Origin of the sequence: Candidatus Nitrosocosmicus franklandus (genome assembly GCF_900696045.1) — an archaeon.
Classification (GTDB): Archaea; Thermoproteota; Nitrososphaeria; order Nitrososphaerales; family Nitrososphaeraceae; genus Nitrosocosmicus; species Nitrosocosmicus franklandus_A.
In genome coordinates, this window is record NZ_LR216287.1 from 2,822,646 (window position 1) to 2,836,447 (window position 13,802).

The window sequence follows — 13,802 nt, forward strand, 5'->3', positions numbered from 1 at the left end:
TTACCATCAAAGATTTCTTATCTCTAATGAGTACCATGGCGGGTTACTCTTTAACCCACCTAAAGAAAACCGTACCCCCTTTGCAGGAGGCAATCAACTCCTTTCTATTAAACGTATTTTCGACTTCCATTTCTGATAATAACCTTTCAACTAGCTTTTCATCTGCATCAGACACAGCAAATCTATTGATTAGTTCCTCCTTTGAGTACTCTGTTCCATCATTTGATTTTAAGAAATCAAGTAATACTTGCTTATCCAACATTGATGTCTAATTAATAATCACTCCTGAAATTTATATATTAATAGAAAAAAGAGAAAGAAATTTAACAAAATGTTTCCAACTAGGACTATTGAAAAGTAAAGGAATTTTTTTTGTGCTTTTATCACATTTATTATTTGTTATATTAATTATTACATCATCAGAATTGTTTTATCACGATTATCTATGGTTTCAAGTAAGTCTAGGTCAAGGGTCGACGAATATTATGAATAGAGTAAATGACACCTTCTCCATTTCTGGAGCCTTACTTTCAACTATTCATCTCGACTCTAATATGACCCAAGAATCAAGTTATCTACAGCCTGGTGAAATAGGATTCAAAGATGCTTTAGAAGAAAATCAACCGATCGATGATTTAAGTAGTCCAAGTCGATTTGATGAATCCTCTCAACGATCTTCAACGTCAATGACTTTAAATCAAACAGACAATCTATCCAATAATCTTGTATCCATGTTGTCTGGAATAATTATTCAGTCGATAGAAAAAGGTAATCCCACTATAAATAAAGTAAATTTGAGTGATCCAACACAATTAACGAGGGAAAATGTTCCGATTGTATTGGCAGGCAATTGGCAATTCTCTGTAACCAAATCAAAAGTTACGATGTTTGATGTTAGATTTGTAATGATCACTTCTAATGGGACTGGTTTTCATTGGCATGGTCTGAGCAACCTTGAGAGTGAGAAGAAGATTTACTTTGGTAAAGACGATAATATTTACCTTTTGGGCACCGTTGATTTTCTTACCAACAATAAGATTATCTATGACGACATTAAGATTGCTATCCTGATTAACAATCTAGAAACTGTTCAAATTATTTTCTTAGATGAAAAAGTATCAAGTCATTTGTATAGTCATCCATTATATGGTACGATTGACAAAATAGAGATTCCAAATTAATTTGGAACTCTTTTCATATATTTAACTATAGGTTTTGTAACTGCACCTTCTGATGCAGATTGAACCAAGGTTGCATATTTCGCCAAGGCCCCATATGTGTATCGATTTTTTATAGTCTTGGTTTTATCTACTCTACTCAAAAACTCCTTCTTCCTAATTTTCAAATTAACACTTCCTTTCTGTAAATCTATTTCGATCTTATCCCCGTCCTTAACCAAAGCCAATGGTCCTCCAACCATTGCTTCAGGAGAAACATGACCTATCATAAAACCCCTCGTTGCACCTGAAAACCTACCATCGGTTATCATTGCAACCTTTTCTCCTAATCCTTGTCCAACTATAGCAGCAGTAACTGCAAGCATTTCCCTCATGCCTGGCCCTCCTTTAGGTCCTTCATATCTAATAACTACTACATCTCCTTCTTTAATTTCTCTTTTTGAAACAGCTTCAAACGCGGATTCCTCTGAGTTATATACCTTAGCGTAACCTTTGAAGAATTCTTCCGTTAGTCCAGCGATTTTGATGACTGCCCCCTGAGGAGCTAAGTTACCAAACAATATTTTTAATGTACCCTGCTTATGGATTGGATTTTCAACCGTTTTGAGAATATTTCTGTATTCGGTTTTATGTTTTCTGTAATAATTCCTTGCTCGACTAAAATTGAATAATTCTAAATTTTGTTTTAGAGTTTTCCCTGTTACCGTAATCACGTTACCATTTATAATACCTTTATCAAGTAAGGATTTCAGAATCACCGGGACACCGCCAATATTATCTAGATTTAACATAACATAATTGCCTCCAGGCCTCATGTTTGCTATATGAGGAGTCTTTTTTCGTATATGTTCAAAGTCCTTAATATCTAAATCTATTCCTGCTTCACGTGAAATTGCTAACAGGTGCAGAACTGCATTGGTCGATCCCCCTATGGCGTTAGCCATCATTATTGCATTTTCAAAAGCCTCATAAATTAAGATGTCCCTAGGTTTGATATCGTTTTCTAATAGATAGCCTATCGATTTTCCAGTCTCAAAGGTAATATGTTGACGCTCCTCACTTTCAGCTGCCGGAGTAGCACTACCTAACAAGGACATACCTAATGCTTCGCTTATTGATGCCATTGTATTTGCCGTATACATACCTGCGCAGGACCCGGCCGAGGGACATGCAACATTTTCCAGACTTTTTAAATCTTCTAGAGACATTTTGCCAGCATCATATGTTCCGACCGCTTCATATACATCCTGAATGGTAACAGACTTGCCGTTCCAATCTCCAGGCAGAATTGTTCCACCGTATACAAATATCGAAGGTAAGTTGAGCCTCGCCATCGCCATTAATGTTCCAGGAAGGCTTTTATCGCAGCCTGAAATGCCTACAACCGCATCATATTGATGTGCACGGACCATTATTTCTATAGAATCTGCGATAATTTCACGACTAATTAGCGAGGATTTCATCCCTTCATGCCCCATAGCGATTCCATCTGATACTGCTATGGTAGTAAATTCCCGAGGTGTATTACCTGATTCCCGCACCCCTTCCTTTGCTTTTGAAGCCAATCTCCCTAAATGTATATTGCAAGGTGTTGCTTCGTTGCAAGTACTACATACGGCCACCAACGGTTTTGACAGATCCTCATCCGTGAGACCCATTGATTTGTACATAGCTCTATGAGGTGCGCGAGAAGGCCCTTCCAAGGTTTTTCTACTTTGTAAAACCATTACTATTACCTAATTCAAGCCTATTGAAGATAGACTAGGCTATAACTCTTGTGTCACGTTATTCAAGGGTAGCTGTAATTTTAATCGAGTCCAAACCCTCGAATTTGAAAATAGTTTCACACATTCCACACTCTATGCTGTTATTATGTAATTCACTTGATGAAATTTCATTTAGGTATTCACATTTTGGGCACGGGAAAGAGAAGTTCACGGTAAAATTATCTAACTCAATCGATTCGCTCATACATTCTAAAAAATTTTCGACCTATTTAAAATGAACTGAATTCAATAAAAGTATGTGTATGATTTAAAGCACTATTGATACTTAATGAAATAAATATTTCCAAAAATAAGATAATTAGATGGACAATTGGAATAAGAATTGTATTTTTTGCAGAATAATTCAAAAGGATATACCTAACGCAATAATATATGAAAATGAAAAATTTTTGGCATTTATGGACAAATATCCAATAAATCTAGGTCATACTTTGATTGTCCCCAAACATCATTATAGTAACCTTTTAGAAATGCCGATAGCTGTTGTCGGTGAAATGTATTCTTTGGTTCCCCCATTGGCTAAGGCGATAACGGGTGTAATAAAAAGTGATGGTTTCAATATAAATCAAAATAACGGTAGATCAGCGAACCAAATCGTACCTCATGTACATGTGCACATAGTTCCAAGATATTCTGCAGAAAAGATAAAGGGTCAATGGCCTACACGAAAAATTGCTAAAATGCAGGATCTGCAAGGTTTGGCAAAAAAAATTACAGAAAACTTGTCAACTAGATATGAATAATATCGATATCACAATAGGCATCCCTACATTCAATGAAGAAGGAAACATAAGAAAATTCTTTAACTCCCTCAAGAAACAACTCCTAACTCAAGATGGCTCAGTTGAGGTTGTCTTTGTTGATGAATCAGAAGATAAAACATCTCAAATTATTGACGATTTAAGACTAAACAATCCAACACTAAACATTCATCTTATCCACAATAATGATAGAAAAGGTGTATCACACGCATGGAATACCATTTTCAAGGTTGCAAACGGTAAAGTCATAATCTTGTTGGATGCGGACATAATATTGGAAGAGAAATGCATTTCAAGGTTATCTAAAAGTATAAACAGAGAAGTTGGACTTTGTGCCTCCAACACCATTCCATATAGAAAAGATGAAGGAATGTATTCTCATGCTGCCACCTTCATAGCACATTGGCTCAGATCTATCAGATTACATGGTCTATCACAGTATACCACAATGGGCAGAGCTTTGGCATTAGATTCCCAATTAGCTAAGAATATTTCAATCCCAGATGAAATTATTGCAATTGATCTATATCTTCAATGTATGATAATAAAGCAGAGCAAGCGTGTCATTTATAATGATAAGGCAATGATTTATTTTTTTACACCAAATAACAGTAAAGATTTTTTTAGTCAAATAATAAGAGCTATCAAGGGTCATAAACAGATAAAAGACATCACAAGGAGTTTAGATTTTAATGCTCCAACAACCTTAGTTATAAAAGAATTTCTTAAGAATTCTAAAATTCATCCAAAGAGTGCAATTTATCTCCTACTTTGTTATTGTGCTCTTCCATTCTACTATGCCAAAAACTCTTCTAAAGTCTCACACATTTGGGACGTTGCGTATAGCACAAAAAAATAACGTCCCACAGAGTGGCATTCTAAGAGTCGAGTATACTTTCTGAGAATTATTTCCTTTATAATTAAAGCAATAAACTCATGGTTTGGATGCCTAGCTTGACACAACAATGATGAATACTGCTAATGTAGCTAGACATCCAAATAACGCAAGAGTAGTCTTCCACATTCCTCTATTCTCCTTCTCACCAATATCCCATATGCCTCCAGTTGATCTGGGTACTTTCCAATTTTTGATGACTTCATAACTATAATAACTCGATAAATCCGCTGACGGAATCCACTTGCCGTTAACATGAAATGAGTTTTGGGAAATTTCATTTCGCAGAGTTAAATCATACTTTCTTCTTAAATTGGTATCAGATAATACTTCATATGCTTCTACAATTTTGAGAAACATTTGATTTGATTCAGAGTTTCTATTCTTATCAGGATGATACTTTAGTGCTAAATACCTAAACGATTTCTTAATTTCGGTCGCGCTAGCATTTTTATTCAATTGAAGTATGTCATAATATGTAAGCGACACTGTTATCCATAATGCAGATCCCAAAGATAAGTTTTCTTATCAATTTGAATCGTTCTTTGATTGAGCTACTATGTTTAGTATTTATTTCAATTTAGTAAGAATTTCAATGCATAAATTTATGAGAATTCCCCTCTAAAATCTGCAGAATTCACAAGCATGTACAGTATGGAAATCTAAAGAACAAAATAAATAAGAGCAAATCAAATTGAGTATACGAATGACTCACGACATATGCTAAGCCTGAGAAAAGAGTTTGGTATAATCATATTGCTTAGAAATAAGAACAGTCTTAGGATCTTGTCGATGTAATACTATATATTATCTTACTGCTCAGGAGGTGATCGAATCTTAAATTAAATCGTTACTTATGCATCATCTAAAATGCTAAGTAATTTCACAAATTTGAGAAGAGATAAAAATTTTTTTCCAGTTTAGACATATGACTGCCTTCATTATAGATAATTTGTAACAAAAAATGAAAATTACTTGCTAAATGTAATACGATTTGACTATCAATACTTATCGAAACGTTTCAAATTAAAACAACTCTTTAGTATAATATATCGTCGTCATACTAAAATAATAAAGTAGTAATGGTCCATTATCCGATACAAGTTATTCTGCATAGCGTACTATACCTAATTATATTGATCAATGTATCAAGTCGTTTTAAAGTATGATATTATAAGATGCTTGATAAATTCCTGAAATTAAATACTACCTGTAACCTCTTATTCATGCCAAACTAAGTAATAAGTATTAAATTCTTCCAATACTCTTGTTAACTCATAATAAAGGATTGGTCTGAGAAGTCATCTCCAAAGCATAGAAACAATTCCTAATCCGCTTATGCATAAACCGGCGTAAGCTACCTGAGGCACACTAATGCTAGCGGCACCTATAGCTAATGCTATTCCTGAGACAGTCATCAAAATTTCTCCCTTTCTCCTAATTGTTAAATGCAAATCGATCATTTGTATTTTATAAATGGTTTATAAAGGATTTTCTATTTATATGATTGACCACTGGCCAGACATAACAATTGGTACTACATCAACAATAACAAGATTGGTATAGACGTCTGGTATGAGTTATCCTTATTAGAATAGCATTTCAAAAATTAGAGAAAAAATTAGAGATGACTCAAATTCCCTGCACCAGAGCTGTAAGGTGATTGACCAGGGAAATTTCGCCTAAAGTGACCAGACGGTCTTTTTGATAACAATTCAATAAACCAGGCCTCATGCTCAATTTCTTCTTGCATTATTCTTTGAGCTATATCATAGGTCCTTGGATCTTTTCCAGCAGTCATATCACAAACTTCACCCCATGAGCGTATTGCACATTGTTCTGCTTCAAGCAATACCTTTATTATAGAAGTAAGGTCTTTCCAATTCTCTGGCAGGTAAGCGTCTGGACAGCCAGCCTGGGTTGCAAAATCACGTATGTCGCGAGGTAAACTGCCTCCTAATTCATAAAGCCTTGGTACCATGGCCTCAAAATGATTTCGGTCTTCAATGCGTGCATCTTCAACGATTTCCTTAATTCCCTCACCATCTAGGCCTGTACAATGCATTCGTAAAATAGTATAATAGTAGTAAGTCGTAAATTCTGCTCCCACGCCCTTTGTGATCAACTCCTTCAATCTTTCAACATTAACACCATTTTTTTCCAAAACTTCTAACGCAACTACATTTGGAACATATTCATTATTTTCAGTCATCATCAAACCTTAGATAATTGCATATAAAAATATTATTGTAAAAAAATCCTCTTAAATAAAGGTTAGACGTCATCAACCGACAAATTGCAAGTGCTATTTTCAAACTCAATTCCCTCGATCGAATAGCAAAATAAGACAAAGGACAAAATCTGAGGATAATTATCTGAGTTACAGGATTTCATCCAGGAAATACAAAATGATTCCACTCCAATCTTTCGAAACCTGTATTTGCCAAACATATGAACTTCATATGAACGCCCAAGTCAAAGTTTCCTGGAAGAGCTGGAGTTTATTTGGGTTTCGGGCAAAAGTCAATTAGTCGCTTCAATTAAGAAACCTAAAATCTTTGCTAGGTTTTCATACTATTCAATTTCCTTGACCGATTAAGTGTTGTTTACTTTTATTTCTATTTGGTTCGTTTTGGAAGGAAAAATAATAGTGTGAATGGTTTTCGCTTCCATAATCCTTATACTTATGAAGCATTCATATCATACAAAACATCTTGTTAGTCGGTTGTGCGAGGGAACTTTGTCTTCACTTACTGATACTAAATATACCCCAGATTCACACAAATGTTTGTATCTCTTTGACATTGGGTTCTTGACAAATTCAATATGAATACTACTTAGTGGACACAGAAAAATTAATTTATTTTAGGATTCTATATATGTATATTACTTTGATAAAATGTGTATATATTTAGAAACTAAAGGCTCTAGTATCCTGAATAGTTCCTTAAAATTTAAAGCTCAAAGAAGTATTTGTTGTAAAACTACCTATTAATCATACTTTCAGTAAACTCAGTCTTGAATAAAGAAACACGTTAGAGAAATTAGTTGTTTTCCATGAAGGAAAATTTGACGCACCATCAAAAAAATCGAAATCATTTGTTTTCCGGTTTAAGAATTTACTATATTTGTCATAATGATATATCACTGGTGGCTCATCGCCAGCGGTGATCAATGATTATCTTTCAAATCTATTTTAAGGGATATATCAAGTCCATACTGACTCCATTTACTGTCAACCAGTTTCCTTGTTTCTTGATCGACTGCAACTTCTTCCTGTATTTCTCTAGAAAATCCCTCCTCTTTCCATTTAGTAGTGGCATCAATCCCCATTTTTGAGCCATGATTGAGTAGTGGTGACGCTGGATCAAGAGTATCTGTTGGTGTGTTTTCAATGATAAGAGTGTCTCTTTTAGGGTCAGACTTGGTGGTTATTGCCCAAATTACATCCTCAATGTTATGTATATTCACTGTATGATCAACGACAATAAAGATCTTTGTGAGAGATAATTGTCCCAAACCCCATAATCCCATCATCACCTTCTTGGCTTGACCAGGATATCTTTTTTTTATCGATATTATTCCCAACCCTTGAAACCAACCTCCTGGAGGCATAGAAAAATCTACGACTTCAGGTTGAAACATCTGTATTAAAGGCAAGAACGATCGTTCAATTACCTTCCCAAAGTAAGCATCTTCTAATACTGGCTTCCCTACGACAGTTGTTAGATAAATAGGATTTTTTTTGTGACAAATTCCTGTCAAGGTAAAAACCGGAAAATAATCAGGGGGAGTATAATATCCGGTATGATCGCCAAATGGACCTTCAAGTTCCAATTTTCTGGGATCTACTGTACCTTCAAATACAATTTCAGCGTTAGCTGGTACCTCTAAATCAATTGTACGACACTTGACAAGTTTAACTCCTTTCCGTCTGGAGATTCCTGCAAAAAGGAACTTGTCCATTCCTTCTGGAACTGGCGCTATGCTACTGAAAATTGTTCCAGGGTCAGACCCAATTACAATTGCAACTGGGATCGGTTTGTCGAATTCTTTAGATATATCAAAATGTTGCGCGCCTCTCTTGTGAATTTGCCAATGCATTATCGCCTGTTTGTCGTTCAAAATTTGCAATCGATAGACACCAAGATTCCTAATTCCAGTATCAGGATGTTTGGTTACGGTCATTCCAAAAGTAATAAATTTACCAGCGTCCTTAACGAAAGATTTAAGGATTGGAAATTTGCTAAATGACGCATTTTCTGTTTCGAAAATCTCTTGAACTGGGGCGTTTTCTACCATTTTCGGCCCGTAATCAGAAATTTCAGATAATTTAGGTAGCATTTTAAGCTTGTTTAATACCCCAGAAGGTATCTTCATTTTTGTTAACTCCACGATTCGGTTACCTATATCAGAAAAGTCATCTAATTCCAATGCTAATTGTAATCTTCTAATTGAGCCAAATGCGTTCCCTAGAATAGGTATATTATATCCCTTTACATTCTCAAATAGGATAGCAGGACTATTCTTAGAATACATCATTCTTCGCATTACTTCAGCAACTTCCAAATCAGGATTGACTTCGGTTGACACTCTTCGCAGTTCACCAGCATTTTCTAACTTTTCTATATACTCGGATAAGTTTTCAAAAGGCATGTAACTAGTCAGAATGAAGTCATATATATTATTCAGTCTCTGCGAAATATCCGAGGCAAATTTATGGGCTCTTTAATGAATGACTTAATGTTATAGGCGTTATTGCATTATTTGGAATACAAAAATTCTTGCATGTACATATAAACTTTTAAGCATATACGAATACAACAATATTTTCCATTTGTTTTTCACATATTTAGATACTAATAGAGAAGAAATCCTTAGAATGAATATCAAAAAGAGATATATGAAAGTTTTTTAGAAATTTAAGATCATTAATATAATACACGAAATTCTTTTTTGCTGATACCGATTATTCCATTTATTATAAAGTATATTGATAGATAAAAATATTCAAAATCATTATCCGTGTAATCTCCCCAAGTTAGCTTTGCTTTCATTAATGAAAGGGATTATCTTCTTTGTTATGATTTCATGAAAGTTGGAAACATCTGGATCAAAAGATAACAATAACACATATGAAAGAGTGCTATTTTCGTCAGTTATAGGAATAGTAGCTCGAATTAGCTTCTCATATTTCGAACTTGCATATTGAATTTTCCCTAGCATGAATTCCCACCTCAAACGTGTATATTGACGCGTCGCAGCTGTAATTGCATATTGAGCCCTTTCTTCTGGAGACAATAATGGTACCAAATTTTCTCTCTCTGCAATTGATTCTAAAATTCCGTCCTCGTTTGCTATTCCTGCAAATCGTATTGCAGGATCCAAACTTATAACTTGTTTACAAAATTGATTAAATTCATCTTCATGTTTTGATTTCATGTTTTCAAATCTTATTGTCTTTTTCCCTTTATATATGATAGTTCATCGGGATTTTACCTTATAGTCGTCATAGAGCTACATATTTCTCTCGAAAATGTTTTTGAACATGAATCTAGGAATTTGTCCAGCAATTGAGATGGAAAAGAAAATTCGCTGGATTGACCCGGTATTGAATGTTGCAATCTTCGCTGGTTCTCACTCATTTGTTCAAGTGTGATTGTTAATGTTTTGAAATCTCCATCTCTTAATATAGTAATTGTTACGGTATCTCCAATTTTTTTCGTTTTCAGGTAATCACGGATATCCTTGTGAGTCTTGACAGTATGATCATCAATCCTAGTAATAATATCACCTCCCGATTCAACTAAGGATCCATTAATATCATTCATAACATACCCGCCTCTCAAATTTGCCTTTGAAGCAGTACTATTTTCAATTATACTAGTAACGAGGAATCCGTCTGATTGAGTTAGATTAAGTATTTTAGCTATTTGCGTGTTGAGATCTAGACCAAGAATACCTAACGTAGGAATATTAAGATCACTATCGTGAGCAGGTCTAGCAGTCAAATTAATCGAAATTACCTCCTCAACAAGATCCGGACCGCGAAGCACAGTCAAATTTACGTTATCTCCGATTTTTTTATAATTTTCCAAATATGACAAGATATCATCAACTTTCCTCACAGTTCTATCATCAATATCAGTAATGATATCTCCACCGATTTTCAATTGAATACCATTTATTTGAACGGTTTGATTTCCTCCGAATACACCCGACTTATCAGCAGGACTGTCTTTGGTAACATTCACCACCAAAAACCCAACCGCCTCAGGTAAACCAACTAACTTAGCGATCTCTGGAGTAATATCAAATCCATTAATTCCTATGTATGGATGTTCATACGACCCTTTTTGGATTAATTCCGGGATAATCTTACTTATAAAGTTAGATGGAATGGCAAAACCAATTCCAGAATAAACGCCTGTATTAGAAAATATGGCAGTATTGATACCTATTACGCGACCAGTCATATCAATTAATGGCCCACCAGAATTGCCTGGATTGATTGCAGCATCTGTTTGGATGATATCAGGTATAGAAAAAGTCGGTGACTGATTTTGAATTGCCTCTTTCCCTGAATCCTCGGGCAATGGTTTATGTTGATCCCCAACAGGCATTAATCTTCCTAAACCGCTTATGATTCCCTCGGAAAGAGATCCCGATAAGCCAAATGGATTTCCAAGTGCAACAACTTTTTCACCTATTCGAACAGTAGATGAATTTCCTAGAACAAGTGGGACTAGTTTTGAACTAATATTTTTATCCACATCTATCAATTTTATAACAGCCAAGTCGGAATAAGGATCACTGCCAATGATTTCTCCTTCATAAGAAACTCCATCCAAAAAAGTTATGAAAGCTTTATCATTTTTTGAACCATCTACAACATGGAAGTTAGTAACTATATGACCTTGTTTATCATAAACAAAGCCAGAACCTAATCTAGATTGATTTGGTTCTGTGCTTTGAAGACTACCAGATTCAGTAATTTGGACTACCGACTTTTCAACCTTTTCAAATAAGTCGGGTAAAGAATTACTATAATCTAGTATTGTTTCTTGTGATTTATTTAATGAATCAGTAGTTAGATTAACCTCCAAATTATTAACCTCAGTTTGCGAGGAAGATAGCTCTGTAGCACCATTTACATCCATCCCAAAAATCATGCTAAAAACACTTAGTGTAATCAATAAAGAAAAAACAAATTTCAAAAGTCTCCCCTCCTTTCTTTTGAACGCTGTAACTTCATCCACAGATAAGATCATGACTTTAAGAATGATGTAATATCAATTTAAGTATTACACGTTGTCTAACCTCAGAATTATCTTCCAGTCAAAAACCTATAAAAAGTGTTTATAGCCATTTCCTGTCTTTCAGACTGAATCGAACCAGGTCTCATTTCTCTTAATTTTCTAGCCGCTTCAATAGGAGTCAAACCCTCTGTCTTTATAAGATATGCAGCAAGTACCGTTCCAGTCCTTCCCTTGCCAGCAGCACAATGGACTAGCACTGGTTTATTTGTTTGAATTTTTCGTTCAATGTACTCGATAACCTCATGTATCTCGTCTACAGTTGGAGCATTATAATCATCTGTTTTTAAAAAGTAGTTCTCTAAATCTCCATATTGAGAATTTATTTTTTCAATCCAAATCTTTGGCAAAGGTATTTCTCTCACAGTTATTAAAGTCTTAATCCCATTTGACGCAAGCCATTCTAATTGATCAAACGAAGAGGGTAAGCCACTTCCGGCAAGTTTCTGTGGGATCACCCAACTGAAATTGGTCGGCCTTTCCATAAATCGACCATGAACTTTTCTATAAATTTCTCCTATTTTTGTCATCTAGATATTATCCTAGTTATTGTCAAACAACTTAATAGTTTTTCAATTTTCTCTAACAAATCAATTCGTCTAATTTTTCTAAGAACGCAGATATGTTTTCGATAGGTATTACTGCTCCACAGGCTTTCTCATGTCCCCCTCCACTCCCACCAAAATCCATCGATAAATTATTTACTAGTTTACCCAAATGTACTTGGCATTCTTTTGAGCCCCTGATGGATAATATATAAGAATTTATGTTTGACTTCATCTTAAAAGCTATACCAACCTTCTTTCCTGAAAGTCCAAGAACAAAATTTACAATCATGCTAGAAGAGAGTTCAAGTTCATGTTCGAAGTAGGATATATTAGCCAAATGAATTGATTGTTTCTCAATAAGACTAATAGCATCGGATACTTTCTGTGAAAATTGTCTAACCAAATTGCATCCATGCTTTAATTCATGTGGCATTATTCCTTTTGATATATCCTTAGAGATTGATTTCAAAAAATCGATATTCTTTTGAGATGCAGAAATCATATAAGAAAGATAACAAGATTCTAGCATTAAGAACGTTCTATCAAATTTATTCACCAATCTTCGAGCCCTCGGCCGATCTTCCATATAATCGGTTAAGGCTCCTGCGGACGCAAAAAAAGAATATACTTTGTCCATACGATTTCTCAACAAATAATAAATTTGTACAGAAGTACATTCGTCTATATCATGAATTAGTGTAATCCCCATTTTGGTAATTTTGTCTTTGATCGCCGGTTCTAGATAATGATGATCAATGTAGATAACTTTGATATTATTCGATACTAATAGGTTCAATTTTTCTAGAAATAAGAACTGATTTTTCATATTCAGACCGACGTCACAAATAAATACCCTGGTGAAGGTCCTATCCTTACTACACATAGAGATCACATAGTCAAGAGAATTTAGTAAATTAGGATAATCAACCAAAAATAAATGCCTAACTTTTAGCCCCGCTTGCAATAGAGCAGCCGATACTATCCCATCAACATCTTCCTTGTGGGAAATACAAATACTTTTCAAGATTACGAAAATTCTAATCATTATAGTTATTTAGATGTTTATATTTCTACAATAAAGACAAAAATGTAGATCTATTTTCATGTCTACCTTATATCTAGTGTACGCCTAGATGGGAAATTAGAAGAAAAAACCAACTAAACAATTACAATATCTATAAGATAATATCTTCAATTTTCAAGATAAAAATTATTCTTTACGCACAATTCAGTTACGAATTATTAGGACAACTAACGTTACTTGGTAAGCATATCGATATCATAGTTTGTTGTGTGAATCAGCACAGATTACTATTG

At 34.5% G+C, this 13,802-nt stretch carries 13 protein-coding genes; 3 read left to right on the forward strand and 10 right to left on the reverse strand.

Features of this window, described 5'->3' with window-relative positions:
- Nucleotides 1–43 precede the first annotated feature (43 nt).
- Entirely contained in the window at nucleotides 44–262 is a 219-nt protein-coding gene (locus tag NFRAN_RS13320) for a hypothetical protein (RefSeq protein ID WP_134485497.1), read from the reverse strand.
- A gap of 223 nt (nucleotides 263–485) precedes the next feature.
- Between NFRAN_RS13320 and NFRAN_RS13325 the strand changes: the two genes are divergently transcribed.
- Nucleotides 486–1,181, forward strand: a complete 696-nt coding sequence (locus NFRAN_RS13325) for a hypothetical protein (RefSeq protein ID WP_134485499.1) — start codon at nucleotides 486–488, stop codon at nucleotides 1,179–1,181.
- Here the strand turns inward: NFRAN_RS13325 and ilvD are convergent.
- Together ilvD and NFRAN_RS13335 are read right to left on the reverse strand one after the other, a co-directional pair.
- Nucleotides 1,178–2,905 (reverse strand): dihydroxy-acid dehydratase, encoded by a 1,728-nt coding sequence (gene ilvD / locus NFRAN_RS13330; RefSeq protein ID WP_134485500.1) that lies wholly within the window; start codon nucleotides 2,903–2,905, stop codon nucleotides 1,178–1,180. The genes NFRAN_RS13325 and ilvD overlap by 4 nt on opposite strands.
- A 58-nt stretch (nucleotides 2,906–2,963) precedes the next feature.
- On the reverse strand, nucleotides 2,964–3,149 hold the full coding sequence (locus tag NFRAN_RS13335) for a hypothetical protein (RefSeq protein ID WP_134485502.1): 186 nt from the start codon (nucleotides 3,147–3,149) through the stop codon (nucleotides 2,964–2,966).
- A 118-nt stretch (nucleotides 3,150–3,267) separates the two neighbouring features.
- Here NFRAN_RS13335 and NFRAN_RS13340 point away from each other — a divergent pair, with 118 nt between their 5' ends.
- Nucleotides 3,268–3,708 (forward strand): HIT family protein, encoded by a 441-nt coding sequence (locus NFRAN_RS13340; protein WP_134485504.1) that lies wholly within the window; start codon nucleotides 3,268–3,270, stop codon nucleotides 3,706–3,708.
- Nucleotides 3,701–4,585: a glycosyltransferase gene (locus NFRAN_RS13345; RefSeq protein WP_134485506.1), complete on the forward strand. Its 885-nt coding sequence runs from the start codon at nucleotides 3,701–3,703 to the stop codon at nucleotides 4,583–4,585. The genes NFRAN_RS13340 and NFRAN_RS13345 overlap by 8 nt, the downstream gene beginning before the upstream one ends.
- A 90-nt stretch (nucleotides 4,586–4,675) precedes the next feature.
- Here the strand turns inward: NFRAN_RS13345 and NFRAN_RS13350 are convergent, their stop codons facing one another.
- From NFRAN_RS13350 to NFRAN_RS13380, 7 genes are all read right to left on the reverse strand, one after another.
- The gene (locus NFRAN_RS13350; RefSeq protein ID WP_197731199.1) at nucleotides 4,676–5,110 is read right to left on the reverse strand and encodes a J domain-containing protein; all 435 of its coding nucleotides are present in this window, start codon (nucleotides 5,108–5,110) and stop codon (nucleotides 4,676–4,678) included.
- 1,132 nt (nucleotides 5,111–6,242) lie between these two features.
- Nucleotides 6,243–6,833 carry a DNA protection during starvation protein gene (gene dps, locus NFRAN_RS13355; RefSeq protein ID WP_134485902.1) on the reverse strand — a complete coding sequence of 197 codons (591 nt, stop codon included), beginning with the start codon at nucleotides 6,831–6,833 and terminating at the stop codon, nucleotides 6,243–6,245.
- A gap of 959 nt (nucleotides 6,834–7,792) precedes the next feature.
- Nucleotides 7,793–9,277, reverse strand: a complete 1,485-nt coding sequence (locus NFRAN_RS13360; RefSeq protein ID WP_134485508.1) for a menaquinone biosynthesis decarboxylase — start codon at nucleotides 9,275–9,277, stop codon at nucleotides 7,793–7,795.
- A 363-nt stretch (nucleotides 9,278–9,640) separates the two neighbouring features.
- Nucleotides 9,641–10,063 (reverse strand): DUF6659 family protein, encoded by a 423-nt coding sequence (locus NFRAN_RS13365; RefSeq protein ID WP_134485510.1) that lies wholly within the window; start codon nucleotides 10,061–10,063, stop codon nucleotides 9,641–9,643.
- A gap of 53 nt (nucleotides 10,064–10,116) precedes the next feature.
- Nucleotides 10,117–11,838 (reverse strand): trypsin-like peptidase domain-containing protein, encoded by a 1,722-nt coding sequence (locus NFRAN_RS13370; RefSeq protein ID WP_172602365.1) that lies wholly within the window; start codon nucleotides 11,836–11,838, stop codon nucleotides 10,117–10,119.
- Nucleotides 11,839–11,948: 110 nt separating this feature from the next.
- The gene (locus NFRAN_RS13375) at nucleotides 11,949–12,467 is read right to left on the reverse strand and encodes a dual specificity protein phosphatase 23 (RefSeq protein WP_134485514.1); all 519 of its coding nucleotides are present in this window, start codon (nucleotides 12,465–12,467) and stop codon (nucleotides 11,949–11,951) included.
- A 52-nt stretch (nucleotides 12,468–12,519) separates the two neighbouring features.
- A complete protein-coding gene (locus NFRAN_RS13380) occupies nucleotides 12,520–13,509 on the reverse strand; it encodes a DHHA1 domain-containing protein (RefSeq protein WP_172602366.1) in 990 nt (329 codons plus the stop codon).
- Nucleotides 13,510–13,802 lie beyond the last annotated feature (293 nt).